This is a genomic window from Mogibacterium sp. CM50, assembly GCF_000293155.1.
Lineage (GTDB): Bacteria > Bacillota > Clostridia > Peptostreptococcales > Anaerovoracaceae > Mogibacterium > Mogibacterium timidum.
Genome location: NZ_ALNL01000029.1, coordinates 1 through 26,272, shown reverse-complemented (window position 1 = coordinate 26,272; position 26,272 = coordinate 1). Strand labels below are relative to the sequence as shown.

Here is a 26,272-nt window from a genome sequence, read left to right as displayed (position 1 = left end):
TATTGAGGTTAATGCTATGTCAAAAGAAAAAATAAAAGTATACCTCTACACAAGAGTATCTACATCAATACAGATAGATGGCTATTCTTTAGAGGCACAAAAATCAAGAATGAAGGCTTTCGCTCTTTATAATGATTATGAAATTGTTGGAGAATACGAAGATGCAGGAAAGTCTGGAAAATCTATTGAGGGAAGAATACAGTTTACTCGCATGATGGAAGATATAAAATCCGGAAAGGATGGAGTATCTTTTGTTCTTGTGTTTAAGCTGTCAAGATTTGCAAGAAATGCTGCTGATGTTTTATCAACTCTACAAACAATGCAAGATTTTGGAGTCAATTTGATTTGTGTTGAGGATGGGATTGATTCATCTAAAGATGCAGGTAAATTGATGATTTCAGTTTTATCAGCTGTGGCTGAAATTGAAAGGGAAAATATTCGTGTTCAAACGATGGAAGGGCGTATTCAAAAGGCAAGAGAGGGCAAATGGAATGGAGGTTTTGCTCCTTATGGTTATCAACTTATTGATGGGAAATTGATAATCAATGAGGAAGAAGCAATTGCGATACGAACTATTTTTGATCAGTATGTAAATACAACCATTGGAGCAAATGGACTTTCTAAATACTTAGAAAATCATGGTATAAGAAAAATTCCAAGACAAAATGGGAAAAATCCATTGTTTGATGCAGGTCTTATAAGAAAGATATTAAAAAACCCTGTATATAACGGAAAAATAGCCTTTGGAAGAAGAACTTTAGAAAAAGTTCATGGAACAAGAAATGAATATAAGCAAGTTGAACAAGATGAATATTTAATAGCTGAAGGTATTCATGAAGCTATAATTTCTGATGAGCTATGGCAAGCAGCTCAAGTTAAGTTAAAATCTCAAGCAAAGAAATATGAGCATGTGAATAAAGGGAAAGATACACGCACACATCTGCTTTCAGGAATTGTAAAATGTCCAATATGTGGAGTGGGAATGTTTGGAAACAAGTGTATTAAGAAAAAGAAAGATGGTACAAAGTATAAAGATTTTTATTACTATGGCTGTAAACATAGGCATATGATAAGAGGTCATAAATGTACTTACAATAAACAAATCAGAGAAGAATTGTTAGATGATGCAGTTGCTGAGGTAATTATAAAGATAGTAAGCAATCCCAAATTTGCTTCTATGATGCAAGAAAAAATTAACATGAAGGTAGATACCTCTGAAATAGAAAAAGAGATAGATAATTACCAGAAAGAATTGAGGAAGAGCCATTCTACGAAATTTAAGCTAATTGAGGAAATAGATAATTTAGATGCTGATGATAAGCACTACAAACGAAGAAAACAGGACTTAGATGATAGACTTTATCGTATGTATGATAAGATTGAAAACTTAGAATCATTGTTAATTGATGCGAAAGCAAAGAAACAAACTATTGAAGCTGAGAAACTTACAGGAGATAACATATATAAGATTTTGATCTATTTTGATAAACTTTACAAGGTAATGAATGATGTAGAGCGTAGACAGTTAATTACAGCTTTGATTTCTGAAATTCAAATTTATGAAGAGAAGCAACCAAATGGACAATGGCTAAAATCCATTACTTTTAAGCTACCTATCATTGATGAAGATTTTAATATAGGTTTGGACAATGATGAGCAAGTTGAGACCATAGTTCTTCTGTCAAAAACAAAGGCTTAAAACTCTACAAAAGGCTTGAAATTAAAGGATTTCATGTAAATGGACAATTTACTGTAATCTCTTTTTCTGTGTTATGACAATAGTTCTGACTACTGGAAAATAGAGGGTTGTGGCAACAGAACTACTTTTTTTGCTTGGCGTAACAACAGGACTATTGTTTTTAGGGTGTGTGACAATAGAACTGTTGTCATTATTATAGTTGATTAAGTTAATGTAATATAAATTGATGTACATGAATTATCCGCACTGATATGGAAACAACGCAACCTTTATATTGATACAATTATACATAAGGGTGCATATGTGAAATCCCCAAATTTCAAAGGATTTAGTGCAAGTTTATTATACTCATATAGGTAATAATTATTAAATAGCAGTTATTACATAGAGTTAATGATAAGTCAAATCTGTAATAGGGTGCATAATTTAACGATAGCATTTTATGATGAGGAGTTAAATATGGAGAAAAATAAGCGGACATTGAAGGTGTATGGCATGAGTGGATATAATCATAATGACATACCAACAATTATGATGAAAGGTAAGTGGCTTGAGAATTTTGGATTTAAAGTAGGTCAGGAATATCGGGTTCATTGTAAAAATTGATAATTACATTAAAAATATGACGACTACATATTGTGATTTAGATAATAAAAAACACAACTTAATGTGATAAAATATATTTTATAAAATGGAGGTGTTTTGTGAGAAAAGAAAGTAAAAAAATTGAGCATAAAAATACTGAAACAAAGCAAGCCTTTTTATCAAGTGCAATTTCTGATGTTTCTTCATACATACATTTGACGGATACAAAAGTTTCCATAATTATGGCTATAATGGCAGCTATGATTGCTATAATTACAAAATGCTATGAATTTATAATGAATCAGCTAATAATGATTAAACCGTGTAATGTATTTTCTGTCCTATCAGTTATTTTATTATTGATTTTCATCATTAGTTTTGTAGGAGTGTTCGTATTTGGTATTTTAACTATAAAAGGACATCAGCCTAAACTTAAATATAACTCAAAATGGTTTATTGCTAAATCGGTAGAGGATTATACATTCGAAATGTATAAAAAAGATGTTAGTCAAATGACAGATGCTGATATTTTAGAAAACATGGCTGCTGAGCTATATAAATTGAATGATATAAATAGGCAAAAGCTAAATTTATATAAATGGGTAATTAGGTGTCTTTCGGCATCGAATTTTAGCATAGGGGTGTTATTTTTGTTAGCATTTTTATATAAATATTAGGGGGTTCTTTCATGGCAATAGACATAGATGCAATATATTTTAGTGCATATGAGCATTATAAAACTGCAAAAAATAACATTCACACTAGAAGTATTTTGGAACATAGTTCTAAGGCTATTTCCAATGCTATACCTGGTTTTGATGAAGAGAAACTTAAATTTGGATCATATGATAAAGAAAATTTTGCAGTATTATTTGTTGATATGCGTGATTCCACTATGAGAGCACAGAGTGTGGGAGCAGAGAAAACATTTTTGACAATGCACATTTTTCTAACAGCTTTACTAGAAGTCGTAAAATACTATCATGGAAAGGTCATTGATATAATGGGTGATGGGTTAATGGTATTTTGGGGTGGGAAAATCGCAAGAGTTGAAGATGATATGGTTAAATCTAAGGCAGTCCAGAATGCTGGCTTATGCGGAAGAGATATGTTAGTTGTTTTGCAAAAGGTAATTAATAAAATAATTACAGATGAAAATCTAGGAGCTGAAATTAGCATTGGTGTTGGAGTAACATTTGATAGTGTAATTGTCACAAAAATAGGTATTGAAAATTCATATGATGTAAAAGCCTTTGGAGATTGCATTAATATCGCCTCTAAATATGCAAATCAGGTAAGAAATAAGGTAAAGGTTTCGAAGAAAATAAAAAATGAGTGGCCAAAAGGAAAAGGCGGAAAGATTAAATTTACTTCAGCGGGTAATGGTGCCTTTTTCCTAGAGCAAGGAGGAGAGGGTGTCTGAAAAAAAGATTAATAAATCAGAATTAGAACTACTACAATCTGCAGTAGATAGAATAGTTAATTCTGAGGTATTGGAAAGTGAAATATCATCATTTTTGCCTAAAGTAGAAGATTTATCGGATTCAAATACAATATATCATTGCAAAACATCTGTTTTATTCGTTGATATGAGAAAATCCACAAAGCTTCCAGAACAATTTGATAATACACAACTGGCAAAAATATACCGAAGCTATATTAGAGTTATCGTCCAAGCAATTAGATACTCAGGCGGCTTTGTGAAAGATTTTATGGGTGATGGAGTCCTTGCTATGTTTATAGATGGTGAGGATGGGAGGTCGGAAGATAAAGCTGTGAATGCAGCTAGATATATAACTACTTGTATTGATAAAATTCTAAATCCAGTATTGGATAGTACGTTAGATTATAGAATATCTTGCGGAATCGGAATTCATACTGGGGAAATATCTGTATCTAAAGTAGGTATGAAAGGAAAATCATCAGAAGAAGCAGAAAGTGAGTATGGCATTGCGTGGATTGGCAGTAGTACAAACCTTGCATGTAAGTTTTCTGGAGCGGTTGAGAATGGTGATATTTTTATAAGTTCATCAACTTATAAAAATATTTCTAGCATTGAAGATAAGGAAAACTGGAATCATATTAAGATTGAAAATAATGGTAATTTGCTAGAAGGTTTTATATCTAAAAATAACTATCTGTCTATAGATGTTGAATATGAAATTGAATCATTTCCCGCTGGAATGAATAAACATAGTATATCTTTGATGGATAACATTAGTTCTATTTTGAATAAAAAAGTAAATGAAATTGAGCAAAAATCAATAGAACTAGGTAGGAGAGAAGAAAAGTTAAAATCAAACGAGAGTACATTGGCATCTAAAATTGCAAAGTTTGATGATAAAGAAAAAGAACATATTTCAAAAGAAATTGAATTTAACTTTAATCGTTATAAATTCTATTGCGATATTCTGGGAAGTGCTCATTGTAAAGCTTTATATACGATAGAAATGGGAGTAGATTTCTGGGAAAAAAATCTTAATAATGCTATTTTAGCAGGCAGAAAAATAGGAAAATCTAGATCCGAAGTAAAGCAAAAGGTGAGTTATGCTATGGTTAGCATTTATGAAGACTTACAAATGTATGATAAGGCATATGATTTTTTAGTGGAACAGGCAGAAGGATATGCATGGTTAAATATGTCTACAGTTAAAAAAATTGTAAAGGCAGTTGGATATTGTGATAGATTAAAATCAGCTCTATATTATAGACTCAACAAAAATGATTTATCTGATACCAAATTTAAAGAGTTTGAAGAGATTAAAGATTGGTTAGATTTAGAATACAGAAGATAATAGCTTGTGTATTGGCAAGGAGATAATGGCATGTCAGAGTTAGTTGCATATGGAACTGAAGTAAGTAGTGTATTTCAGTTAATTGGAAATCTTGAAAATGATATAACAAAAAGCATTGCATGGGCGTTAGCTCAATGCCCCGAATTTCTTAAATCTGTGATTAAGGAGGTTATATCTATAGATATTAATCCACAAAATGTAAGGATTAAATATCAGGAATTTGAAAAGGATAAAGGTATAACAGATTTAGAAATAACAGATGACAATTCGTTTTATATAACTATAGAAGCTAAGCGAGGGTGGATTTTACCAGGAGCGGATCAACTTACCTTATACTCCAAAAGACGAAATATTTTAGAAAGTCCAGCTCTACACAAAGTTATTATTTCAATGTCAGAATGTAGTGTGGAGTATGCAAATGCATATTTACCTTTTAAGGTTGTAAATGATATTCCTGTAACTCATCTGTCATGGAAGAATATATATGAATTGGCAAACCTTGCAAAAGCGAGTTCGAATATAACACAAAAAAACTTATTAAAAGAGCTAATGAAATATTTGGGAGGAATAATGACTATGCAGGCAAAAGAATCTAACTGGGTATATGTGGTTTCTCTGGCATCTACCAAACCAGAAAATTGTGATTTAACTTGGATAGAAATAGTAAACCAGAAAATGAATTATTTTCATCCTTTTGGTATGAATGGATGGCCAAAAGAACCCCCAAACTACATAGCATTTAGATATGATGGGAGGTTACAAACAATTCATCATATTGAGGGTTATACTGTTACAAAAAACTTGCATAGCGAGATTATAGAAATGCCAGATGTACAGGAAGAACACGAATATTTTGTTTATAGCCTAGGTGAAGCTATAATACCATCAAAAACCGTTAAAACTGGTAAAATATATGCGTCTGGTCGTAAATGGGCTATGTTAGATACTTTGTTAACAGCTAACACAATCCATGAGGCTAGTGAGATTTCAAAACAGAGAATGAATGATGAATAGAAAAAAATAACAGGGGTCTAAATTTAAACCCTGTTATTTTTTGTGTATGGCGGGCATTCCGTCAATCTGTGGTGAAAGTCCACAAGGGGCGTAGCCAACGACGAACCCCATAGCGACTCCCAAGGTTCAAGTTGCGAGGCTTGGGCGAGAAGAAGGGATAGCGAAATCGTAGCCTGACGAACAGAAACCTAATACAGCGGTGCATACGGCGGATAAGCGAGCGCAAAGTCGTGAAGTCCAAAAGTTGGTCATAACCCGTATGTGTAAATTAGGCAGGTAGATGAGGAAAGATTGACGACTTATCCCGTGAGGTCTCACGGACGGCAAAGCCGCAGTAGTAACGAACCATGAGAAGTCAGCCAAGGCCATAGTAGTGACGAAACTCCTGTAATGGGAGCGGAGCGAAGGGCTGAACAACCTAAAGTCAAATGGAACTCTGATGGCGAGAATCCATGTCCGACGAGGAGCAAGTAGCGAAGACGTAATGGAGCAAACGCTCCATAGGAGGTAGGACTGAGGACGCAAGAGCAGAGTGGAGTAGTATCATTTAAATGCAGTCGTTAAATCCACCAATAAGTGATATCATATCATCAGAAAGGTGGGAGCGTATGAAATACGACAAAGAATTCAAGTTGCAAACCCTTCAGTTATCCGATGAGATCGGTGTGAAGGCGGCTGCTGAGCAGCTCGGCCTCAAATATTACACATTGGCCGACTGGCGTATGCTCCGAAAGGAACGCGGTGAGCAAACTTTCATTGGAAGCGGATACAGTGCTCCGCCTCCTTCCGAAAAGGATCGCCGGATCAAGGAGCTGGAAGCTAAGCTTCGCGAAACAGAACGAGCCAATGAAATTCTCAAAGAGGCTTTAGATTTTTTCGCAAAAGGTCGGAAGAAGTAAGGGCACATGAGCTGTTCGGTTTCATCTATGAACATCGTAACAGATGGCCCGTAAACATCATGTGTGATATCCTCGAGGTAAGCGAGACTGGCTATTACAGATATGTAAGGAGTCTCGATAAACCCGGTAAGGATGCAGTTCTTTCGGCTGCTATGCGGGAAGTTCTTAACGAAGCTTCATTTAACGATAATTACGGTATTAAGCGAATGATCCTCGCACTAGCTCAGCGGGGCATCAAAGTCGGCAAACACAGGGCAACACGTATAATGCATGAAAACGGCTGGTTACATGAACGCAGGCGCAAGCCTCTTGGCCTAACGAAAGCAACTACGGAGATTCAGGAAAGAGAGAATCTGATAAAACAGGACTTTCATTCTGATGAACCATATCATAAGTTGCTGACAGTCATATCTCAAGTAGCTTGCTACTATGGCAAATTATATATCGCCAATAATGGATTGCTTCAACGGCGAAATACTTTCATTGTTGATGCGTGACAATATGCGCAGGGAACTGTTCATTGACAGTTTTAAGGCTACTACGAACAGTTCCATATTGCAGGGGCTATCCTGCACAGCGGTCGCAGCAGCCAGTATAACAGCGAAGATTTCAAAGCGGCGCTTGCCCGTCACAATATAATTCAAAGTCTTAGCGGAATAGGTCACTGCTATGACAATGCTCGCATGGAAAGCTTCTTTGCTACTCTTAAGAAGGAGCTCCTTTACAGGATCCCAACATATAGGATGAATAAGGATCAAGTGAAAATTGTCATCTTCAGATATGTCTTCACCTATTACAATCGGATTAGAATATACACTTCAAATCCAGACGGTCTTCCTCCGGCAGCATACCGAAGGCTGATGGAGAAAAACAAGTTAATGGCTGCCTAGAATAATTTTGTAGGTTTACTGACTGCACAATTATTGACAATTCCACTGTTAGAGATGACAAATTATTCAAAGTAAAGTGAATTTTAGAAAATAATTTATGGCATTCTAAATGAGCCCCCGATTGGGAGGCTTTTAGGAAAAACACTGGTTGCCACTACTCAATCAGCAAAGTTTTGAAGAGTCAAAATCGATGTCATTCTTCTCAAGATGATATATGACACGAATAAGTTTATTAACAAGATGCGAACATGCTACTCTGTGAGGTTTACCCTCTGAACGCTTCTTGTCGTAATATGCAGCAAAAACGTAATTGTATTGAATCAATGGAATACATAGATTCATAAGGGTGTATCTCAAATGAGATGATCCTCTTTTGACCATATGTCCACCGTGTTCTGAGGTGCTGGATTGATAGTAACCTTGCTCAATACCGGCAAAAGACAGCATTTGAGCAGGCGAATTAAACTTTGATAGGTCACCAAATTCAGCGTAAATTACTGCAGCTGATAGAGGTCCGATTCCTGAAATCGTCATATAGTGAGGATTGATATTATTGATTAGTTTAGTAATCTGAAATTCGATTGATTCAATTTCAGAAACACATTGGCGATACAGAGATAATAAGCTGTTAAGCTGCATTAGAAATATCTCATTGGATTCACCAACGGTAGTAGTTGCTAATTCCTAAAGTTTTATAAACTTTTGAATAGAAAACTTACCACAAGATAATTTTCGTAGATAATCATATGAAGCAAAGTTCATGCGATATATTTTTTCAGAAGAACCATAGTTTTCAAGCAGATAAAGTGCAGTAGCACCTAATCTGTTATTGAAAAAAGGCTTAAATTCAGGGAATATAACATCGAGGACGTTAGTTATCTTAATCAGATAAAAAGAACGTTGTTTAACAAGGGTTTCGCGAAGTCTTGTTAGTGATTTAAAAGAATAGGTATGGTAAAATCCACTTGTATGGGGTTTGAACTCTACCTTACCTAGCCAGCGGGCAATGGAGTAGCAATCAATTGCATCTGTCTTGGTTATTTTGAGAGATTGTGACTTGTTGAACTTCGCGAGAAGTACAGGATTGAATTCAATGAAAGCGTAGTGGGCTTTTTCAAGAAATAACTTCAGATTCAGAGCATAGTGTGCGGTAGATTCAAACCCTATTTTTATGTCTTCTGAATCTGGAAGAGAATTAAGCGTATCGAAGAACAAAGCAAAGCCATCGGCATCATTTTTGAAGCTAAATGGCTCACGAATTACTACACCATCACTATCAATGATACAACAATCGTGCTTGTACTTGGAGATGTCGATTCCGACAAGAAACATAGTGAAAACCTCCTTTGAGAAATATTAGAGTACTGCTGTTTTCCACAGAGTTTTCGCCTATGTAAACACGTGAATAGAAACGTCTAAGCGTTGACAAACTAATTAGCAATAGAGATGAAAAACTGTGGTTTGAGTCACCTCATAACAGTCAAAGCTGTAAAGACATAGAAACAAATCCACAGTGCTTCGTAAAATATTACATAGGACAAATCAAATCACCGAGAATGCTCGGAGAAAGGAAAAATCTAGACCTATATCAGGTAACTGGATTATACGTAACACATGAAAAAGATTGAAGGCTCTCCTAAGAGCTTGAAGCAGCTGTTGCAAAATACGAAGTATTCCATTCACTATTACCAGAGGGAATACATGTGGCAGAGAAAGCATATCGAAGAGCTGATTGATGACCTTACATCAGAGTTTTTGGATTACTATGTTCTGGGAGACAGCCGTCAGAAGGTACAGGATTATGGCGCATATTTCATGGGCTCCATTGTTCTGGCAGGAAGAGAGAATGCCATCATTGACGGGCAGCAGAGGTTTTCGTCACTTACCTTGTTGCTGATGTATCTCAATAACAGGCTGCGCACGCTTGGCCAGAGTTACAACATGATCGAGCAGATGATTTTCTCCGAAGCCTATGGCACAAAGTCTTTCAATATCAATGTTGAGGACAGGTCAGATTGCATGAATGCTATTTTTAATGACCAGCCATATGACACGACTGATGTTGGCGAATCCGTGAAAAATCTTTATGGCAGATACAACGATATCATCGACGTCTTCCCTGCTGATGATATAACGGACGATATGCTTTTGCACTTCTGCGACTGGCTGGCCGAGAAGGTGTTCTTCATTGAGATTGTTGCCACAACAGAGCAGGATGCGCATAAGGTTTTCGTAACGATGAATGACCGTGGTCTTAGCTTGACATCGACAGAAATGTTGAAGGGTTATCTTCTATCTGAAATTAAGGACGATTCAAAGCGTGAAAAGCTGAATGACGTCTGGAAGGATAAGGTCCTTTCGCTCAAGAAGGATGATGACAAGGGCGATGAGACTTTTATCAAAGCATGGCTGAGAGCACAGTACGCGGAGACTATTCGTGAAACGAAAGCCGGTGCTGTGAATCAGGACTTTGATATTATTGGTGGCTCTTTCCATAAATGGGTACGTGATGAGCGAGATAAGCTGGGCCTTTCCACAACGGACGATTTCGAACTTTTCATCATGAAGTTCTCGAAGTTCGCTGATGTCTACAAGAAAATCCGCGAGGCAGAGAGCACCTTCGCGGAAGAGACAAAGTACATTTATTACAATGCGCAGGTCAATTTTACGCTTCAACCGCAGCTGTTGCTGGCACCGATTTGCTATGAGGATACATGGCCGGTCATCATCGAAAAAATAAATCTGGTAGCCCGGTTCATTGACCTGCTGATCACTGCCAGAGTTACGAATTACAAATCCGTTGATTACAGTACTATCAAAAACTATGTATTCAACGTAACGAAGAACATCCGCAGATGCAGTATCGATGACCTGAAGGCTCGACTGAAAGCTCAATATGAGAATCTTGCCTATGATCCGGCAGCGGCACTTCCTGAGCTGCGTCTGAACAGCTTTACTAAGAAGTACATCAAGAATATGCTTGCCCGCATCACCGGTTATATAGAGGAGCAGACCGGAGTGGCTTCAAATTACTGTAATTACATGAATACGCAGACAAAGAATCCATTTGAAATCGAGCATATCATCACGGACCATTACGAGTGGTTCACAAGCGAATACGCTGATCAGGAAGAATTCAGACGGTGGAGAAATAGTTTCGGCGCATTGCTGCTTTTGCACAAGAGCATCAATGCCAGCCTGAACGATTCCAAATATGATTACAAGCTCTCGAAGTATTGCTCCAATGAAGGAAACATTTATACCGAGTCGCTGGGAGATCAGGCCTATCAGAACAATCCGAAGTTCAAGAAATTCATAGCTGATAACGGTCTGGGATTCAAGCCTTACGCACAGTTCAGAAAGACAGAAATCACTGAGCGGATTCAGCTTCTCATGCAGCTGGTTAATCTGGTGTGGAATACAGAGATGTTTGTCTAAGGAAAGGAAATACAGATAATGATAGCGGAAGAATTGAAAGTTGTTGTTGATAAACTAAATGGGCAAGGGAAAATGTCCTTCCTTGAAGCTGCAACGGAAGAACAAATTTCTCAGTTTGAGGAAAGCAATAAAATTAAATTACCGGAGAAATATAAAGAGTGGCTTCGTTATTCGGATGGTGGCGAGTTCTTTTTACCTGCCGGTATTCAACTTTATGGCGTGGCACATAAGCCTTTGATCGATATCGAAGATGACGATATGCCGGATGATGATTACATCGTCATAGGAGCTTTGGCTTCTGGCGATCCTGTGTTATGTGAAAAGGTCGGGGAGAAAATCGCGATATTTGACAATGAAACCGGAAGTATAGATGACGAGCTGGTTTATGATGACTTCTTTGCTCTCTTAAACGACCTTTATGACTTGCTTGGTATAGGAGAGTGATCCTATGTCAAAAACGAGTATAAAGGAAAGAAATAAGGCCATTAGGCTTGCTTGGGAAAGAGAACAGGCATTAGTAGCAGAAGGAAAAGGAACAAGAGATTGGACTAAGGAACAACAGCAGGATATTCTTGATCCGGATAAAGGGAAAGCTTATGACGATAACGGACGAGCTTTTGAAGGACAGCACATGAAGAGCGCGGCTGAATATCCGGAATATCAGGGCGATCCAGATAATATACAGTTTCTTACAAGAGAAGAGCATCTGGAGGCTCATAAAGGCAGTTGGCAAAATCCGACAAATTGGTATTACAATCCGGACACCAAGGAGTTCGTAGATTTTGGAGAAAATAAGCCTATTCCCTGTGAAGCACTTAATCTTAGTAAACCGGTGAAACGTCCTGCTATTGAAGTACAAGAAAGCAGTAATGATAAAGGTAGTGTAGGTCAATCAGATGCTAAGGAACCTGTGGAGCAAAGTAGCCGACCTTCACAGCAAGAGAAAACTGCAAGCAGTTCAGAAAGCACTTCGCCTAAAATGGCAGCTGTAACTCCGCTAGAGGTACATGAAAGTTATGGAGAAAAGGTTCTTCATGTGGTAGAGGCTGTTAAAGGATTTGGTGAGCAGCATCCAATAATTGTAAAATGGGTCGGTGCAGCTGCCATTGCCATTGGTACAGCTGCAGCTGCAAATAGCGGTAAGGGATCAGGTAGTGGTTCAAGATCATCTTCTTCGGATGACTACTTTAGCACTTCTTCCTCGGATGACGACTTTACGGATTCGTCTGATATGGATGATTATGACGAATCACCGCCCGAAAGAGATTATCCGGACGAGCGATCATCACCACGGGAACATAATGTGTCAGGATATGATCGTCAACAGAATGGGAAGACAGTTCATGTAAATCCGTATATGCGTGGTGGCAAACACGACGATGATTAGGGTTGAGACGATGAAATTCCATCCACTCGCAAACCGGGCAAGGGTTGAGACGGCGAAAACCGCGATGCCCGAAAAAGTCCCATTTCATGCGGCTTTCTTGAAAGCCGTGGATATGTTTCCGCGAACGGACAGGTCGAGGCGAACGGGCGAAAAGTGGATAAGTTCTGATGAATACGGACTGACTTGTTTCCGCGAACAGCGATATGCCCTGACATCAAAATGGACGTGTCTAGCCATGCTGAGGCAGTTGCCCTTTTAGTTAAATCAGGTACTGACGCAAACTAAAAGCTGGTACTGCCCACGCGACCTAATGAAGAAAACTTAGCCACTACACTTGATCCTGAACTTGTCACAAAGTTTTCTAAGTTGTTTATGGAATTTATAATGAGATTTATTTTAAACAAAAGACAAGTTTGAATTAAAGGAAGACAAATGATTTTAGAAACGGAAAGATTGATTCTTCGCTCATGGGAAGAAAGAGATGCCAATGATTTATTTCAATATGCCAGTAATCCAGAGGTTGGTCCGATTGCAGGTTGGCCTGTACATACAAGTATTGAAAACAGTAAGGAGATTATAAAAAATGTTTTTTTCGCACCTGAGACATATGCCGTAGTTTTAAAAGAAACAATGAAGCCAGTTGGTAGTATAGGGTTGATGATCGGCTCTGCAAGTGATAAAGGTATTCCTGATACTGAGGGGGAGATTGGCTACTGGATAGGAGTTCCATATTGGGGTCAGGGTCTTATACCAGAAGCAGTTCGTGAGATTTTGCGACATGGATTTAATGACCTGAATCTGGAGAAACTGTGGTGCGGTTATTTTGACGGCAATACAAAGTCAAAGAGAGTTCAAGAAAAATGTGGTTTCCGTTATCATCATACAAAAGAGAACGTTCCATGTGCATTGGAAGGTGTTCTTCGCACAGAACACATAACCTGTCTATCAAAGGCGGACTGGATTTCATATAAGTAAATCTCAGTTTGTAGGGAGAGCAAAATGTTAAAGATAAAAGATTTTACATTTCAAGAGGATTGGGAGAATAGAAGGAGTTGTCTCATGTTATTTAAAGCAGACCGAGAGGAAAGCGCTTCATGGGCTGTAGACATTGGATTTAAGCCTGGGGATTTTGAGGGAAATGAGATTTCACCTTCCCTCTGTATCAATCCGATAGATACGGATAAGAGCGTTGTAAAGGAATTGGTGGGGACTACATTTTCAGTAAAGACAGCTTTGGATAGTGAAGAGCGTGAGGATTCATTTTATATTTATGAAAATGAACCTTTACGTGAATACAGGATAGAAATCTTAGACATAGTAGAGGCAAAAGCCCATATAAAATGTAATGGGGTGCTTATTCTTGACGGCTATGCGGAGCCGTGGATAGAAGAAAGATTCCAAATAGACAGTTGGATCCCGGTAATAGAATCGGTGCAGGATTGGGATAAGTTGTCCTTATGACGGAAGAATCCATACGGCGGTTATCTACAGAAAAAACGATGCCGAAGATTGGAACCTACTCTGTCACTTAGATCCAACGATTTTAGAGATACAAGACACTGAAGAATATGTTAAAGAAACGATGGATAACCCCAATAACTAGGAGATCAACATGTGCAATATCGAATTAGAAAAATATCAGGGCAGGATTAAGGCGGCTTATGAAGCAAGTGCCTTTACAGAAGGTGTTAGGCCAGAGTCAGAGGAAGATGTAAAAAAGTTCGAAGCAAATTACACCTCCATACCATCAGAGTACAGGTGGCTACTACTTAACTTAGGCGGTTGCTATTTGGCAGAGCCATGGATTTTTGATTTGAAGGAGCTAACGGAAAACTATACCATCTTTGAAGAGGTATATGAGGAATATATGTGTGAATGTGAACACGGCCCAGCATTTCCTATCGGCGGTTTAGGTGATGGGAGCATCGTGTTTATAGACCTTGAAAGCGGCAAAGTACGTGGATATAACAATGATTATGCTGACCTTGAGGAAATTTCAGAGAGCTTCTCTGAGCTTATTTTAGATCTAGTAGAGCAGGTAGAAAGCTTTTCTGCCTACAATATCTGATATTAAGCATATTTATTAAATGGCATATCTACAGACGTTTAAGATGATTATTTATTGTCATAGTTTGTATCCGCTCTAGAATTTATTTTATAGGATCAATTTGGACTAAAGCGAGACAATAATTAAAAGAAAAAATTTGAAATTTGTAGGTTTAAATTTATGACATTATTAAAAATTATTTTATTAGCACTTGGTGCAACTTTTTCAACGTTTGGATACTTAAACTACTTTAAGAAAAAGTACAATCTTATCAATGATTATGAAACTAACCGCAAAGCTGGTAAGAAAACAGAATCTTATGCTAGAAAAGTTGGCCTTATTGAATTACTACTTGGAATTGCTTTGCTAATGATTGGCTTATACTTGATTGTTGCTATGCGAAGCACTTGAATGTGTTAATTAGTATCTGTAATGGATACATGATCATATTTATTATATACGAGGAATAATATGGATTTTATACATGATAGAAAAAGCAACATCCTTTTTAGCCTTCATGACAGCAGGGTGAATAAGATAAAATATCACAATAAGACTTTGACATTAAAGGTACATAAAATTTTTCAATTTGTGGATGGTGAAGAAAAAGCCTATCCGGGCGAAGTATTTTTTAAAGATTGTGATTTGGACATGTGTGATGTACTGATATTTAATAAAACTTTGGGTGAAGGCCGTTTTTATGGAAGAGCTATTGAATTACAGCAATTTATGGATGAATATGCAGGCTCAGAGTTTGAAATAATCACAGAAGGCTATTTTGGTAACACAACAACATATACAGGCCGGCTTTGGGAAGACGAGAAACCACCAGTGTCGGCAATTATGTACATTTGGAATAGCGGAGATATGGTGTATCGTGTCGAGAAATAAATTATACGTCTATATCATATGAAAAAATGATAAAGGCAAATGAACGATTCATGAATATTAAAAATGTATAAACCGGATTGTTATAATAAAGAGAAAAACAAAATTCTTGAAAATTAAGGTAAACAGGAATATGATGTTAGAGTAAACTAACCTAGAAAAATGCTTGGGTCACAAAAATAAAATGAACAATCAAAGGCACTGATTTGATGTATAAAAACGAACAAGCAAAGAAAGGGATAGGTGAAATAATGTCCGGATTATCATTAAAATATCGTTTATTAAAACTGATTCTTAAACTAATAGGATTTAAAAAACATTTTAATGGAAATGAACGGGATATGATTGCAAAAGCTCGAAAGAGTATGGATAAAACAAAAATTCCTGTGCTTTCCCATAGTGAAATAAATTATGAAATTAAAGATTTTTATGGAGAGAAAGTTGTTTACATAACTCACAAGGAACCGACAAAGGAAGTATGTTTGTTTATAATAGGAGGTGGAATGCTTGTACATCCTCGTCCTAATTCTATTAAAAAGGCTTTGGAAATAGCTGTTGAAAGCGGTCGTGATATGGTAATTCCATATTATCCACTTTGCATAAACCATACAATTGATGAAGTCTTTGACTGGATCTATGCTTTGTATAAGTCCATGCTAAATACTTATAGTGCTTCGAATATTCTTATTACAGGAAGTTCTTCAGGCGCGACACTTGCATTAGGCCTTGTGTCGCATATAAATGTAATGCATGAGAATATTGAAGTGCCCAAACGAATATATGCATCGTCTCCCGGACAGTGTTTTACAGATGAAGAGTTGATCAGGAAAGGGCACATACTTGATAAAAAGGATATTTTATTAAGTGTATCTTATATGGAAATTATTGATAAAATCATGACTCATGGGAAAACTATTCCGGAATACATGCTTTATCTTGAAAAGGGAGATTATCACGGATTGGAGGAGGTTTATCTTTCCTATGGAAGTGATGAAGTCTTATATGCCGCATATGAACCTATCAAAACTAAATTAGAAGAGTGTGGTGTAAGGGTTATTTCGGAAATAGGAGAAAATTTATATCATTGTTATCCATTTCTTCCGATTGTAAAAGAATCAAAGACTGGTTGGCAAAATATGCTTGAATATCACAAAAGGAAATGTTGAAAAACTTTTTTTCTTGCGGGGAGAGTGTTTTATGGATGTAATACGAGCTATTTTGGACGGAATTGCAATAGCTGCTATCTTTAACGGTGCAGTAGCTGCTTGGGTGCTTATTAATCCGAGATATTTTTTTGATTCTTATCCAAAGGCGATTCAGAAATCTGCACCTGAACAAATGACCCAAAAAGAGAAAAAGATAAATCTCATCCTAACAATCGTAATTTGTGGGATTTGTTTTATATATTCGGCTGTAAGTCTTTTGCATACAAATGTTTCGGGGTTTTGGAATCTTTTTTGGATGGGATATATTCAGTGGAGCATATTGAACTTGGGGGATTTTTTTCTGCTGGATTGTTTGCTGTTTCAAGGCAAATATAAGGATAAAATCGTAATTCCGGGGACAGAAGGACACCCTGATTATGAGTTCGGCAACTGGATGAAGCATTTAGCAATCATGGAACATTTTGTATTAACTCCGTTTCTGATCATACCGTTTGTAGCGGCGATTCAAGCTTTGATTGTTGGATTATTAGGAAGATAAATCTTGATTTCAAGAAAAACGGAATATATACAAATGAAACAAACACTCATGTTCCGATTTGGAACCATCGCATCGTATTAAAAGATAATGGAAATGGCACAACGGACTATTCCGATGAAGTTGAAATCGGTGCAGGCCGGAAGACCGTCATCGTATGGAGTTGGGCAAATGTATTCTATCGACATCGTCAAAAGAAGTGGATGAAGGTATTAAAACATATGTGAACAAATCTAAAATTCGCTATAGTTTCACTTTCTACAAGGATTTAGAGAGTAGACCTCCTATAGTAAAAGCTTCTTCCGAGAGAGGTTTTTTCGAGAGTAACGGATACCAAGATTGTAATGATAGAACCAACAGCTGCTTGCAGTACATTTCCAGGGACATCTGCGACTGGGGCTATCCAATTTCCGGAAATGAACCCTTGAGCTATGTAGTATCCTGATACCGTCCAAAGAACAGCAAGTACATATGCGAAGAGCTCTGCAAAAGGAATTCCTGCAATCTTAGCTATATGCTTTCCATTTGATGCGCGCTTTGTGAGAAAATCAAAGAACAATTGGACTATCAAAACCATCACAATTTTGATTACAAGCGTCCAAGGAGCCCACACAGCGTAACCTCCATATATGTCAGCTAATCCTGCACCAACACCTCCTGCAAAACATGCATATTTCTTTTGTAAAATTATTGCGGCAAGTAGCACGAATCCATCTCCAAGGTGAATATATCCCATAGCATTAGGAATCTTGAAAAAAGTAGTCGCAATCATAACCATGGCAGTCATCATCGCTGTGGTTACGAAAATTAAAGTATTATCGCTTTTCTCAGAGCGACTTGAGCCGCTTGTATGCTTATTTATTTCTATCATTATTATTCCCTCCGTACATCCATGCATATTCATTATACAAATCACGTTATTATTACCGAACAGTTTTTAACTATATTAGCCTGAAAATTTACAGGGCACAGTTACAACGATAGGATGCCGATGTGAACTGATTATATCATGGGTTATTTTTTGATTTGAGAAGCTTCGCAGATTGCAATATAATGTAAGTGTATTGGGCAATTCCGAAGGATGACGAGAAATCGGAAGATAAAGGAATTAAGAGTGGCAAGTATGTTAAGTAAGATGATGCGATCGAAGAATCATACTGACATTTTGGCGGACTATTACAAAAGACTGCGTATTCCGGGTGCAGAAAAATATTCAAGGGAAATGAAAAAATTGTATAAGACGGTCTTTAATTAAATTAGTTTTTGTAATACGGGGAGTTGCAGGAGAATGTATACAGGGAAAATAAGCATAGAAAACAAAATAATCGATAGTGAACATTATTTCAAAATAGTTTATTGTCCTGAGATAAAGGAATATATGCTATGCGTTTATATTGCTTGGATTGCCGAATATGACAGGTACTATAAAATCGATGAAGGCGATCTCTCGCTTTATGAAACAAACCGGAGCGAGTTTTACGCAAAGTATGAAAAAGAAATACATGCGAAAATAACAGAGCGAGTGATGGGTTCAGCTGCATTAAGAGATTATGATCCTAACTATTTGCCGGACGAAGTACTCAAGACCTTAGATGGGTATCCTCCATTTGATGGATATGTTTATAAAGATGGAATACTTTATGCGAGGGTAAAGATAGGAGATACATTTTTCAGTATCCCACCTATTAAGGATAAAAGCTTTGATTGATTACAGAGGACACTGAGCGCTAAAGAAAAATTATGAGGGATTATGCATTATGGCAATAGATGGTGTGAAAATTATAGATAGCGATACAGGGTACGATATCTATAATTATGTTATCGGGAGCTATAAGGACGGGATGAGTGCAGATAAAATCGTCGAAACCATGCTAGCTGAAGAAAAAGACTATTGCATCGATGATTTTTATTCTGAAATTTACTGGACGGCGCTTGCTTATTCGCTGTGGAAAATTGGACACCTGCCAGATGATGTAAAAGAGAAAACAATAGGAATCATCAAAAAAGGAGCAGATGAATTTTGGCTTGAAATAGACGGCAAGGCCTTAAATCAAAGGCAAAAGAACCTGGATAAATTAGCAATACAATTAGAAAACGAAAATCCAAAGCCTGTCAAGGTACCGAAGTCAAAGACTACAAGAAAACCCTACTTTCAAACAGGAGATGTTCTTGCGATAAAATTTGATGATGAGTATGGTGTTTGCTTTGTGTCCTCGGTGGATGAAGGACCGAGAAAAATAGAATATCACTTAGCATGTACACAATTACTGCAAAAAGAAAAACCTAGTATAGATGATTTTATAAACAGTGAAATTGCGTGTGGAAAACAGAATACATCATACTGCCTGAAGACGGATTGTTGGTTTAACCATAAAGATTTAGGGCGGCTCATAGATAGATTTGAGAAAATAGGGCGAGTGGAATTGGAAGATTGTGTATTAGGAATTCTCTCACCTGCTTCCACGTTGGAGGACATTTATAGTAAAATTTCCATAGACAAAAAGACTTCGAATCTTAAATTTAAAGATACATGGGAGCTGATAAGAGGGTTCGAAGTTAATGAGAAATAATTAGGCGTTTGAATCAAATGCTGCAAATAGTTTTATTATGTTTTAGTAAATTTGGAGGGGAACATAGCTTATGGGCGATAAACCAACATACTTTGTCTTTGATGATGTTCTCAGAGATAAGAGCTTAAGGAGATACCTTGACATATGCATCAAGGAAATACAAGAAGGAAAGGCCCACAAAGCACGCACGAGAGCAAAAGCAGGCTACCCTTCATGGCCATGCTTTAGAGTAGAAGGCAAAGAATTTCTTGTATCTTCGGTTCTCGAATACTACCTATATGACCTTCATTGCAATGGTTTTATAAGCGAAAGTGCAGAAGCCTTCACGGATAAGATGAGAGCAATATGTGGCTGGCAATGGGACGTTGACAGAGTGCTCAGAGAGTGGATAGAGAGGGTCTTAATAAGTCCGTTCTTCTGCGATGCAAGTGACAGTGAATATGAGCACAAATGGGTATTAAATCCAGAGAACCCAGGATATACGCTAACTGATGAGCAACTTAAGTTCGCTTGCTATATCGCAGTTTGCTTTACCAAATACGGTCATAGCTTTGATAAGAGTTTTACGAAAGAAATCTTTGATTTAGTCACGGTACTTGGAAGTAAACTTCCGGCACAGATAAAGAAAAACGGCAGCGGATCAATACCAAAAGAAATCGCAGAACGCAAGACGGAAGATTTTTCCTGCATTGCAAATGACGCCTTTGCCACTATAAAAATATCGGTAAAAAATGAGTCTGAGGAAAGCTATAGCAAAATTTTGGATTACCTGTGCGACTTGCTGGAGTTCGGATTTTCTCACAGCTATGCTATCGAGTTCAAAGGGCAAAGCAAAGTATATCTTCCAATCAAAAAGCTTCCGAAGAAAGGTGTAAACCGGCTCTTTGCTAATGCAATTCTTTACCCTAAGCTCCATGATAAAATTGAGCGATATGCTAAATTAGCGATGAATGAGTTTGAGTGGTATCTAAATCTGGATGGCGAATATTGTGCGATGCCGGGAACCTTTGCTGTATTTGCATTAGGACTATACGATGAAAAAAATCACGAGCTTGTATGCGATTATTTAGCCCTTTGTGACGGGGAACATCAAAGCATTCAAGGCGAATTTGTTCTTGCTTATATAGAAAAGTTTGGCTTCACAGAAAAAGGGTTTGAATTATATAAGCTGTGCGAGGAAAACATACAGGAACTACCAAAGAAGTTGGTTTCCTTATATAAAAAATCCGCGAGGTAATTGTGAATAAAAGTAATGAAGCAATCAAGGGATTTTTGATAAATCCACAAAATACAGATCAGCTTTGGGAAAGTAATGCGCTCGTTGAAATTGATTGGCGCGAGTATGACGAGGATATTGTAAAATATTTTAATAAGGCAATAGGCAATATGATTTCTGTCTGCAGGGAGGACAATAAAAAGCCGTATGGGGATGATATCATTTTAATTTATAAAGATAAAAGCACGAGGATCCCTTATCAAGAAAAGATGGATAGAGACACAACGATAAAATCGATAAATGAAGTAATCAAAGATGATTTTTCAATTCGCCTGCTTGTCGACAGTGCCGAAGATGATACTTTCGCTTTTTGCGTTCTGCCAAATGAGCAATGGGAGATGTTAGAAAAAGAATTTGGGGGAAATAACTTAAACAGGTACTTTATCAAAGTTACACCTAAGATTAAAATGTTTGATTTGCAGTATGACGTGGTGGAATATTCAAGGCTCAAAAAGGTGAATCCGGGCGCATCGTTTTTTACTATAATCTCTTATCTTGAAATAGAGAAGAGAGGAAAACGCTTAACAGAGCAAAGACACAAGGGAGAAATAGAGCTAAAGGAATATCTACAAGAGAGGCGGGAAATAAATTCTGAAAAAGAAAAATTCATTTCAGAATATGGATTAAAATTACTCGAAACGAAGTCTATATAGACAATATATATTTCAGTGAAATGGTTTAGTAAATATCTGATGGAGCTTAGGTTATGAATAGAAAAGGTCTTTCACAATAAATTAGCATTTCAAAAAGTAAGTAATGGTGATTTATTTGCTATTGACCTAGAAGAAGAAAGCTATGGGAAAATCGTATATCTAAGCCATGATGGAAGCGAGCTACATGGCTATGTAATGGCAAATTCGTTCCAAGAGTTTTTGGAGGAATATACAAAAATCGGGTGCGTAGGTGGTGAGGATTGGCAGTGGGAAGCCTTTACAAACGATCATAAAACGCCTATAGATAGCAACTGCGAAAATGCAAAGAAATGGCTTGGAATAATGTTTAAGCATGGTAAAGCTTAGTATAAACAAATGCGGAGAGATTGAAGTAGAAGCGTATAAGTATTTTATGGAAGAATAAAATTTCAATTTGTATGATAGGGGGTAAACGAATATGGGGACATGGAGCGCAACAATATTTGGCAACGATACGTCTCTTGATATCAAAGATGAGTTTTATGAAAGATATAATCGCGGAGAAGAGCCTAATAATATCAAGAATGATTTGTCTTTAGACATCGATGACGATGATAGATTCAACGTGATGTTTGCCCTGGCGCACTGCCTGTGGGAAATAGGGCAATTAGATGAGGCTTTTTTATCTGATATAAAGAAATCTATCGAATCAAAAGAGGACTTGGCTATTGCTGAAGAACTTGGTGCTGATGAGAATTTTCTAAAGAAGCGAACTGCGTATTTAGAGAAATTCTTGGAGAAAATCAGTGTAAAAAAAGAGAAACCGAAGAAGAGGGTTGCTCCGCCTGTTCCTGTGGAGAGTAAATACAAGAATGGTGCCGTAATGATATTTCAGTATGAAGACGGGTTATATGGCGCATTAATAGCGGTAGAAGGACGGTTTTGTGACAAGGAAACCTACTATCATTACCTACAAACTGATATCAGGACATCATCTAAGCCGACAATTAAAGATGTGAAAAAAGCTAGGATTATCGATCCAAGTTTTCATAGTGCAGAATATAATTCTTTTCGTGATCCAGCATACTACTATTCCTTTGCATACTGTATTTCAGGGTATCTAAAGAGTCTTGCTACTAAGAGATTTGAAAAGTACAACGATAGTGTTTTTGATATTATTGGGTATCTGTCTGACTGGGGCTTTTGCTGTAGCGGAGCCTATGATGCTTTTGATTTTTACAGACAAAAGACAAGCGACGAATTTAGATCGAGCGTTACTAAGGAATTGAGCAAAAGGTTTGACGAAAACCCGGATGTTCGCACAAGCATGAGTGTTGGTGAAATAGATCTGGAACTCAGGAATTCTAGGAGATAATTCTCCATCTAAAAAAGGGTGGAAATAATGGGCAGTTATCGTAAAGGAGAAAGCTATGCCGGAAGAGAAAAATCGTTTGAAGTTTAAAGCCATGAAATGTGCTACTTGTGCAGCACCTGTTTACTATGATACCTCGAAAAATGGATTTTTTTGTTTGTATTGCAGAAATTTAATGCCTTATGAAGGCGATGATGGCGTTGAGGAAACATCCTTTCATCTCGATCACATCCCGGTTACTGTTGAAAATGAATGCTATCGTCTTAAGCACCTCGGTGATAGTCGTGACATGAGCCATGGAAAAGGGTGGAAGGCGGATAAAAACTGGCAATATATTGCAAAACAAAAGTTCCTCGATCACCAAAAAAGGCAAAATTATAGCACAAGAGAACTCCTTATTCATAGTTGCCCTATGTGTGGTGCACAGGTCGAAGCTTTTGCTTCCCAAAATATTTGGCATTGTGATTACTGTCGCAATAAGTTTATTAAAGACGAGATCCTGCAATCAAAGGACTACAAATCATACGAAGTAATTGATAATGGCGATAAGTTACTCCCTCATTTCGCTATCCCGTTTTCAGTTTCCAGAGAAGAAGCAAAGCGTATTATTTTACGCTTTGCCGCCTTAAGACCGAATGCTTTTAAGGAACAAAATCTCGAAAAAAGAGTCGATGAGCTTTGGCAATTTTATGTGCCTTTTAGAATTAGTGATTCAAGTTTCTTAGTCGAGGTTGAGACTGAAAAAGGCGCCGCTTTACTTCTGCAGGATTGTATAAACCTGGTCACTCCGATTACTAACGATCACAATCAGCACATGTTGAATGATATCGGTCCGTGGGACTTGTCAGCAATTGCTCCATTCTCCGCAAAGTTTGCGGAAGGTGATATCGGCTTTGATGAAACTTATAAGGCGGATAGCTCGCCGGCCTTATTTATCAGGGAGAATACATTAAAACCGGAGATTGTCACGGCATTCAAGAAATTGTATTCTTCAAAAAAATATCGCGTAAATTGGATAAGAGAAGAAATACGAACAGTCAAAACGGTCATGCTACCGATTTATTTTCTTGATAAGATGAACAACGGAATTAAAGTTTATTTTATGGTTAATGGGCAGACTGGTGCCGTTTGTGCGTTAGGTCGAGGACAGATGGAAGGTAGGGAAACATTGTTTGCTCCTGGGAACGCAGATACAAACAGCTTTCGAGAGACGACATTAAAATCAGGTTGGCAGCCGGTAATCGAACAAGAACCGAAAATTTACAAACGTGTTTCAGCGGATGAAGCTTTTAGAAAAAAAGGATTATTAAAACGATTATTTGAGAAGAAATAATTATTGCTAAATGAAAAGAAAAGAGAGTTGATATGCGAGTAATAACTCAAGAGTGTACACATTTGTAAATACGACGAAATAAGGAGTATAGAGTTTTATTTGTGCTGTAGGTTTAATATTCCATTGATTAGAACCTAAAAGAATACAGAGATTAGTAAGTTCTCGAAGATGAGAAGATATTAATCTCTGTTCTTTTGAATACATCAAGGAATCCTTTCAGAGTCCTAATCTGTGTCAAGGTTTTCGTCCGCACCCTCTCTCTTTGGAATTAAGGAACCTTTAGGGTGTATCGTATAGCTAGCTGAAACCATTGCGTAGTTACCTAGTATTTTAACTCCGTTAGCTCTGACCCAATAGTCAGATGACTAATATCCATATCTGCTGCAACTCTCGACATGTTGAGATTATAGTATATTTCTTTGCAAGAAGGACAATTGTTAGTTCATTTGGACGTTGTAAAATGGGTAGAAAGACAAATATTTGACATGGCACAATCAATCATATACAATCAGAAATAATGTATAGATAGAATTTAAACTTATATTTTGAAACTTAAACCAACCTTTAAAACTTATAATTAAGTCACAACATTATGCACAGCAATATTAAGTTGATTTATGGGATTTATAAATTTTCGTTTATAAATTTTATAATAAGGGAATTAGAGATTAATCGTTAGAAATGATAGGAGAAAGGAAGGAAAATTGGAAACGAAGTTAATGAGAAAAAGTTTCAGTATTACATTGATAATAGTACTGCTTTGTTCGATTGTGTTACAGTTTGGTAATACAGTACGTGCAGCAGAAGTGCCGGGCAATGTAATAACAAAGGCATGGATTACTGACGCAGATGGAAATGCTTTTAAAGAGGGTGCCATGATCGGTCCATGGCAACCGTTTAGGGTATATGCAGAGTATAAATTGCCGGACAACACGGTAAAGGCAGGAGACACGACAACAATGACCTTGCCAATAGGGTTTAGAACTTCACCACCTGAGACTTTTGAGATAAAGGATGGAGATAATATAATTGCAAAGGGCACCATGTACAGTGAAAAACCCGGGAAAATCGTTCTGACTTATACAAAATACGCAGAAGAACACTCCGGTGTTCACGGTTCGTTTTATTTTAATATCAATGTTAATGGTGATGAACAAAGTGAATCAGGCAAGATTCCGGTAACTCTAACTGTGAATGGAAAAGTAATCCCTGCAGGAGAGGTTAATTTTAAGAAGCCTCAGTGGGTAAATCAAGGCTTATAGGACAAAAAACGTGTTTTGCTAATCCCAGTAAGAAGGATAATTGTCCTCTCTATGGAGTTCACTCCAGACGATAGCATCACCCCACATAGGGATAGTTGAGGTGCGTTTTTCGCTATCCGAAATTCTTTCGTATATATCTGAAATGCTCTTGTCTGTGGGCATCACTCTCAATATTTCAGACACAGAAAGCGGCTCCGGTGAGTGCATATAACACCACCAGAAGACCGCTTTTATTCTTCTTTCGACAGATAACCCTCTATGGTCCCGGAGCAATGCTCTTATCCTCGAATTGACGCCTCCTTCGATCCGATTATTCGTTGACGGCAATTCATCTATTTCCTGACTTAACTGCTCATCCAGATATATGAACATGCTGTTTTCTTTTATCAGCCTTACAATGGAGCGCTGTGCCTTTAACAACCTTTTATGTGTGTATCTCCAGTTTCCATTTTCGTCACGGGACATCTGGCTCAGGAATTTGTTG

Annotated in this window: 30 protein-coding genes and 1 pseudogene; 27 read left to right on the top strand and 4 right to left on the bottom strand. The window is 37.3% G+C overall.

The window, feature by feature from the left end; translation table 11 throughout:
• The first annotated feature begins 16 nt into the window (after positions 1 to 16).
• The 9 genes from HMPREF1152_RS04620 to HMPREF1152_RS10050 all read left to right on the top strand — a co-directional run bounded on the left by HMPREF1152_RS04620 (position 17) and on the right by HMPREF1152_RS10050 (position 7,882).
• Positions 17 to 1,699, top strand: a complete 1,683-nt coding sequence (locus HMPREF1152_RS04620) for a recombinase family protein (RefSeq protein WP_009643997.1) — start codon at positions 17 to 19, stop codon at positions 1,697 to 1,699.
• A 459-nt stretch (positions 1,700 to 2,158) separates the two neighbouring features.
• Positions 2,159 to 2,305: a SymE family type I addiction module toxin gene (locus tag HMPREF1152_RS09280; protein WP_009644002.1), complete on the top strand. Its 147-nt coding sequence runs from the start codon at positions 2,159 to 2,161 to the stop codon at positions 2,303 to 2,305.
• A gap of 98 nt (positions 2,306 to 2,403) precedes the next feature.
• A complete protein-coding gene (locus HMPREF1152_RS04615) occupies positions 2,404 to 2,961 on the top strand; it encodes a hypothetical protein (protein ID WP_009643982.1) in 558 nt (185 codons plus the stop codon).
• Positions 2,962 to 2,972: 11 nt separating this feature from the next.
• Positions 2,973 to 3,707, top strand: coding sequence for an adenylate/guanylate cyclase domain-containing protein (locus HMPREF1152_RS04610; RefSeq protein ID WP_009644005.1), 735 nt, complete (start codon positions 2,973 to 2,975; stop codon positions 3,705 to 3,707).
• Positions 3,700 to 5,079, top strand: coding sequence for an adenylate/guanylate cyclase domain-containing protein (locus HMPREF1152_RS04605; protein WP_009643992.1), 1,380 nt, complete (start codon positions 3,700 to 3,702; stop codon positions 5,077 to 5,079). The genes HMPREF1152_RS04610 and HMPREF1152_RS04605 overlap by 8 nt, the downstream gene beginning before the upstream one ends.
• Positions 5,080 to 5,109: 30 nt before the next feature.
• Positions 5,110 to 6,093: a hypothetical protein gene (locus HMPREF1152_RS04600; protein WP_009643989.1), complete on the top strand. Its 984-nt coding sequence runs from the start codon at positions 5,110 to 5,112 to the stop codon at positions 6,091 to 6,093.
• Between the two features lie 608 nt (positions 6,094 to 6,701).
• Entirely contained in the window at positions 6,702 to 6,992 is a 291-nt protein-coding gene (locus tag HMPREF1152_RS04595; RefSeq protein WP_009644003.1) for a transposase, read from the top strand.
• Between the two features lie 59 nt (positions 6,993 to 7,051).
• Positions 7,052 to 7,489 carry an IS3 family transposase gene (locus tag HMPREF1152_RS09560; RefSeq protein WP_009643987.1) on the top strand — a complete coding sequence of 146 codons (438 nt, stop codon included), beginning with the start codon at positions 7,052 to 7,054 and terminating at the stop codon, positions 7,487 to 7,489.
• Between the two features lie 186 nt (positions 7,490 to 7,675).
• Positions 7,676 to 7,882 carry an IS3 family transposase gene (locus HMPREF1152_RS10050; RefSeq protein WP_009643977.1) on the top strand — a complete coding sequence of 69 codons (207 nt, stop codon included), beginning with the start codon at positions 7,676 to 7,678 and terminating at the stop codon, positions 7,880 to 7,882.
• Between the two features lie 162 nt (positions 7,883 to 8,044).
• Here the strand turns inward: HMPREF1152_RS10050 and HMPREF1152_RS09865 are convergent, their stop codons facing one another.
• A complete protein-coding gene (locus HMPREF1152_RS09865) occupies positions 8,045 to 8,521 on the bottom strand; it encodes a transposase (RefSeq protein ID WP_009643994.1) in 477 nt (158 codons plus the stop codon).
• A 45-nt stretch (positions 8,522 to 8,566) separates the two neighbouring features.
• Positions 8,567 to 9,214: an IS110 family transposase gene (locus tag HMPREF1152_RS09860; protein ID WP_009643979.1), complete on the bottom strand. Its 648-nt coding sequence runs from the start codon at positions 9,212 to 9,214 to the stop codon at positions 8,567 to 8,569.
• A gap of 282 nt (positions 9,215 to 9,496) precedes the next feature.
• On the opposite strand from HMPREF1152_RS09860, the gene HMPREF1152_RS04575 reads away from it, so the two are divergent.
• The 10 genes from HMPREF1152_RS04575 (at position 9,497) to HMPREF1152_RS04525 (ending at position 17,346) form a co-directional block, all read left to right on the top strand.
• Complete coding sequence (locus HMPREF1152_RS04575) at positions 9,497 to 11,320, top strand: DUF262 domain-containing protein (protein ID WP_009644004.1); 1,824 nt, start codon at positions 9,497 to 9,499, stop codon at positions 11,318 to 11,320.
• Between the two features lie 18 nt (positions 11,321 to 11,338).
• The gene (locus HMPREF1152_RS04570) at positions 11,339 to 11,764 is read left to right on the top strand and encodes an SMI1/KNR4 family protein (RefSeq protein ID WP_009643998.1); all 426 of its coding nucleotides are present in this window, start codon (positions 11,339 to 11,341) and stop codon (positions 11,762 to 11,764) included.
• 4 nt (positions 11,765 to 11,768) lie between these two features.
• Positions 11,769 to 12,707 (top strand): hypothetical protein, encoded by a 939-nt coding sequence (locus HMPREF1152_RS04565; RefSeq protein ID WP_009643991.1) that lies wholly within the window; start codon positions 11,769 to 11,771, stop codon positions 12,705 to 12,707.
• A gap of 432 nt (positions 12,708 to 13,139) precedes the next feature.
• Positions 13,140 to 13,682, top strand: coding sequence for a GNAT family N-acetyltransferase (locus HMPREF1152_RS04555; RefSeq protein ID WP_009643984.1), 543 nt, complete (start codon positions 13,140 to 13,142; stop codon positions 13,680 to 13,682).
• Between the two features lie 24 nt (positions 13,683 to 13,706).
• The gene (locus HMPREF1152_RS04550; protein ID WP_039883583.1) at positions 13,707 to 14,168 is read left to right on the top strand and encodes a hypothetical protein; all 462 of its coding nucleotides are present in this window, start codon (positions 13,707 to 13,709) and stop codon (positions 14,166 to 14,168) included.
• Positions 14,169 to 14,319: 151 nt separating this feature from the next.
• Positions 14,320 to 14,775: an SMI1/KNR4 family protein gene (locus HMPREF1152_RS04545; protein WP_009643988.1), complete on the top strand. Its 456-nt coding sequence runs from the start codon at positions 14,320 to 14,322 to the stop codon at positions 14,773 to 14,775.
• Positions 14,776 to 14,934: 159 nt separating this feature from the next.
• The gene (locus tag HMPREF1152_RS04540; RefSeq protein WP_009643975.1) at positions 14,935 to 15,165 is read left to right on the top strand and encodes a DUF3784 domain-containing protein; all 231 of its coding nucleotides are present in this window, start codon (positions 14,935 to 14,937) and stop codon (positions 15,163 to 15,165) included.
• A gap of 60 nt (positions 15,166 to 15,225) precedes the next feature.
• A complete protein-coding gene (locus tag HMPREF1152_RS04535; protein WP_009643981.1) occupies positions 15,226 to 15,645 on the top strand; it encodes a hypothetical protein in 420 nt (139 codons plus the stop codon).
• A 206-nt stretch (positions 15,646 to 15,851) separates the two neighbouring features.
• Positions 15,852 to 16,808, top strand: coding sequence for an alpha/beta hydrolase fold domain-containing protein (locus HMPREF1152_RS04530; protein ID WP_198004081.1), 957 nt, complete (start codon positions 15,852 to 15,854; stop codon positions 16,806 to 16,808).
• Between the two features lie 31 nt (positions 16,809 to 16,839).
• The gene (locus tag HMPREF1152_RS04525; RefSeq protein WP_009643976.1) at positions 16,840 to 17,346 is read left to right on the top strand and encodes a hypothetical protein; all 507 of its coding nucleotides are present in this window, start codon (positions 16,840 to 16,842) and stop codon (positions 17,344 to 17,346) included.
• Between the two features lie 265 nt (positions 17,347 to 17,611).
• Here HMPREF1152_RS04525 and HMPREF1152_RS04520 read toward each other — a convergent pair whose 3' ends face one another.
• Complete coding sequence (locus HMPREF1152_RS04520; RefSeq protein WP_009643993.1) at positions 17,612 to 18,214, bottom strand: ECF transporter S component; 603 nt, start codon at positions 18,212 to 18,214, stop codon at positions 17,612 to 17,614.
• A 417-nt stretch (positions 18,215 to 18,631) separates the two neighbouring features.
• On the opposite strand from HMPREF1152_RS04520, the gene HMPREF1152_RS04515 reads away from it, so the two are divergent.
• The 8 genes from HMPREF1152_RS04515 (at position 18,632) to HMPREF1152_RS04480 (ending at position 25,788) form a co-directional block, all read left to right on the top strand.
• Complete coding sequence (locus HMPREF1152_RS04515; RefSeq protein WP_009644001.1) at positions 18,632 to 19,051, top strand: hypothetical protein; 420 nt, start codon at positions 18,632 to 18,634, stop codon at positions 19,049 to 19,051.
• Positions 19,052 to 19,100: 49 nt separating this feature from the next.
• Positions 19,101 to 19,913 carry a hypothetical protein gene (locus HMPREF1152_RS04510; RefSeq protein WP_009643978.1) on the top strand — a complete coding sequence of 271 codons (813 nt, stop codon included), beginning with the start codon at positions 19,101 to 19,103 and terminating at the stop codon, positions 19,911 to 19,913.
• A 70-nt stretch (positions 19,914 to 19,983) separates the two neighbouring features.
• Positions 19,984 to 21,150 carry a DUF6138 family protein gene (locus HMPREF1152_RS04505; protein ID WP_009643985.1) on the top strand — a complete coding sequence of 389 codons (1,167 nt, stop codon included), beginning with the start codon at positions 19,984 to 19,986 and terminating at the stop codon, positions 21,148 to 21,150.
• Positions 21,151 to 21,152: 2 nt separating this feature from the next.
• Positions 21,153 to 21,842: a hypothetical protein gene (locus tag HMPREF1152_RS04500; protein ID WP_009643996.1), complete on the top strand. Its 690-nt coding sequence runs from the start codon at positions 21,153 to 21,155 to the stop codon at positions 21,840 to 21,842.
• 57 nt (positions 21,843 to 21,899) lie between these two features.
• Positions 21,900 to 22,208 carry an SMI1/KNR4 family protein gene (locus HMPREF1152_RS09935; RefSeq protein WP_255348591.1) on the top strand — a complete coding sequence of 103 codons (309 nt, stop codon included), beginning with the start codon at positions 21,900 to 21,902 and terminating at the stop codon, positions 22,206 to 22,208.
• A 91-nt stretch (positions 22,209 to 22,299) separates the two neighbouring features.
• Positions 22,300 to 23,196 (top strand): hypothetical protein, encoded by an 897-nt coding sequence (locus HMPREF1152_RS04490; RefSeq protein WP_009643983.1) that lies wholly within the window; start codon positions 22,300 to 22,302, stop codon positions 23,194 to 23,196.
• 55 nt (positions 23,197 to 23,251) lie between these two features.
• Positions 23,252 to 24,526: a hypothetical protein gene (locus HMPREF1152_RS04485; RefSeq protein WP_009644000.1), complete on the top strand. Its 1,275-nt coding sequence runs from the start codon at positions 23,252 to 23,254 to the stop codon at positions 24,524 to 24,526.
• Positions 24,527 to 25,245: 719 nt separating this feature from the next.
• Positions 25,246 to 25,788 carry an Ig-like domain-containing protein gene (locus HMPREF1152_RS04480; protein ID WP_009643990.1) on the top strand — a complete coding sequence of 181 codons (543 nt, stop codon included), beginning with the start codon at positions 25,246 to 25,248 and terminating at the stop codon, positions 25,786 to 25,788.
• Between the two features lie 18 nt (positions 25,789 to 25,806).
• Here the strand turns inward: HMPREF1152_RS04480 and HMPREF1152_RS09735 are convergent.
• Positions 25,807 to 26,272, bottom strand: a pseudogene (locus tag HMPREF1152_RS09735) (IS256 family transposase); the annotation flags it as partial.

What these genes read in the sequence shown, in the direction of transcription:
- HMPREF1152_RS04545 (WP_009643988.1), top strand. Translation starts at nt 14,320, where the DNA reads ATGTGCAATATCGAATTAGAAAAATATCAGGGCAGGATTAAGGCGGCT.
- HMPREF1152_RS09865 (WP_009643994.1), bottom strand. Translation starts at nt 8,521, where the DNA reads ATGCAGCTTAACAGCTTATTATCTCTGTATCGCCAATGTGTTTCTGAA.
- HMPREF1152_RS04550 (WP_039883583.1), top strand. Translation starts at nt 13,707, where the DNA reads ATGTTAAAGATAAAAGATTTTACATTTCAAGAGGATTGGGAGAATAGA.
- HMPREF1152_RS09280 (WP_009644002.1), top strand. Translation starts at nt 2,159, where the DNA reads ATGGAGAAAAATAAGCGGACATTGAAGGTGTATGGCATGAGTGGATAT.
- HMPREF1152_RS04620 (WP_009643997.1), top strand. Translation starts at nt 17, where the DNA reads ATGTCAAAAGAAAAAATAAAAGTATACCTCTACACAAGAGTATCTACA.
- HMPREF1152_RS04610 (WP_009644005.1), top strand. Translation starts at nt 2,973, where the DNA reads ATGGCAATAGACATAGATGCAATATATTTTAGTGCATATGAGCATTAT.
- HMPREF1152_RS04530 (WP_198004081.1), top strand. Translation starts at nt 15,852, where the DNA reads ATGTATAAAAACGAACAAGCAAAGAAAGGGATAGGTGAAATAATGTCC.
- HMPREF1152_RS04485 (WP_009644000.1), top strand. Translation starts at nt 23,252, where the DNA reads ATGCCGGAAGAGAAAAATCGTTTGAAGTTTAAAGCCATGAAATGTGCT.
- HMPREF1152_RS04505 (WP_009643985.1), top strand. Translation starts at nt 19,984, where the DNA reads ATGGGCGATAAACCAACATACTTTGTCTTTGATGATGTTCTCAGAGAT.
- HMPREF1152_RS04600 (WP_009643989.1), top strand. Translation starts at nt 5,110, where the DNA reads ATGTCAGAGTTAGTTGCATATGGAACTGAAGTAAGTAGTGTATTTCAG.
- HMPREF1152_RS04570 (WP_009643998.1), top strand. Translation starts at nt 11,339, where the DNA reads ATGATAGCGGAAGAATTGAAAGTTGTTGTTGATAAACTAAATGGGCAA.
- HMPREF1152_RS04520 (WP_009643993.1), bottom strand. Translation starts at nt 18,214, where the DNA reads ATGATAGAAATAAATAAGCATACAAGCGGCTCAAGTCGCTCTGAGAAA.
- HMPREF1152_RS04535 (WP_009643981.1), top strand. Translation starts at nt 15,226, where the DNA reads ATGGATTTTATACATGATAGAAAAAGCAACATCCTTTTTAGCCTTCAT.
- HMPREF1152_RS04555 (WP_009643984.1), top strand. Translation starts at nt 13,140, where the DNA reads ATGATTTTAGAAACGGAAAGATTGATTCTTCGCTCATGGGAAGAAAGA.
- HMPREF1152_RS04575 (WP_009644004.1), top strand. Translation starts at nt 9,497, where the DNA reads ATGAAAAAGATTGAAGGCTCTCCTAAGAGCTTGAAGCAGCTGTTGCAA.
- HMPREF1152_RS04540 (WP_009643975.1), top strand. Translation starts at nt 14,935, where the DNA reads ATGACATTATTAAAAATTATTTTATTAGCACTTGGTGCAACTTTTTCA.
- HMPREF1152_RS04525 (WP_009643976.1), top strand. Translation starts at nt 16,840, where the DNA reads ATGGATGTAATACGAGCTATTTTGGACGGAATTGCAATAGCTGCTATC.
- HMPREF1152_RS09560 (WP_009643987.1), top strand. Translation starts at nt 7,052, where the DNA reads ATGTGTGATATCCTCGAGGTAAGCGAGACTGGCTATTACAGATATGTA.
- HMPREF1152_RS10050 (WP_009643977.1), top strand. Translation starts at nt 7,676, where the DNA reads ATGGAAAGCTTCTTTGCTACTCTTAAGAAGGAGCTCCTTTACAGGATC.
- HMPREF1152_RS09860 (WP_009643979.1), bottom strand. Translation starts at nt 9,214, where the DNA reads ATGTTTCTTGTCGGAATCGACATCTCCAAGTACAAGCACGATTGTTGT.
- HMPREF1152_RS04510 (WP_009643978.1), top strand. Translation starts at nt 19,101, where the DNA reads ATGGCAATAGATGGTGTGAAAATTATAGATAGCGATACAGGGTACGAT.
- HMPREF1152_RS04565 (WP_009643991.1), top strand. Translation starts at nt 11,769, where the DNA reads ATGTCAAAAACGAGTATAAAGGAAAGAAATAAGGCCATTAGGCTTGCT.
- HMPREF1152_RS04490 (WP_009643983.1), top strand. Translation starts at nt 22,300, where the DNA reads ATGGGGACATGGAGCGCAACAATATTTGGCAACGATACGTCTCTTGAT.
- HMPREF1152_RS04595 (WP_009644003.1), top strand. Translation starts at nt 6,702, where the DNA reads ATGAAATACGACAAAGAATTCAAGTTGCAAACCCTTCAGTTATCCGAT.
- HMPREF1152_RS04480 (WP_009643990.1), top strand. Translation starts at nt 25,246, where the DNA reads ATGAGAAAAAGTTTCAGTATTACATTGATAATAGTACTGCTTTGTTCG.
- HMPREF1152_RS04515 (WP_009644001.1), top strand. Translation starts at nt 18,632, where the DNA reads ATGTATACAGGGAAAATAAGCATAGAAAACAAAATAATCGATAGTGAA.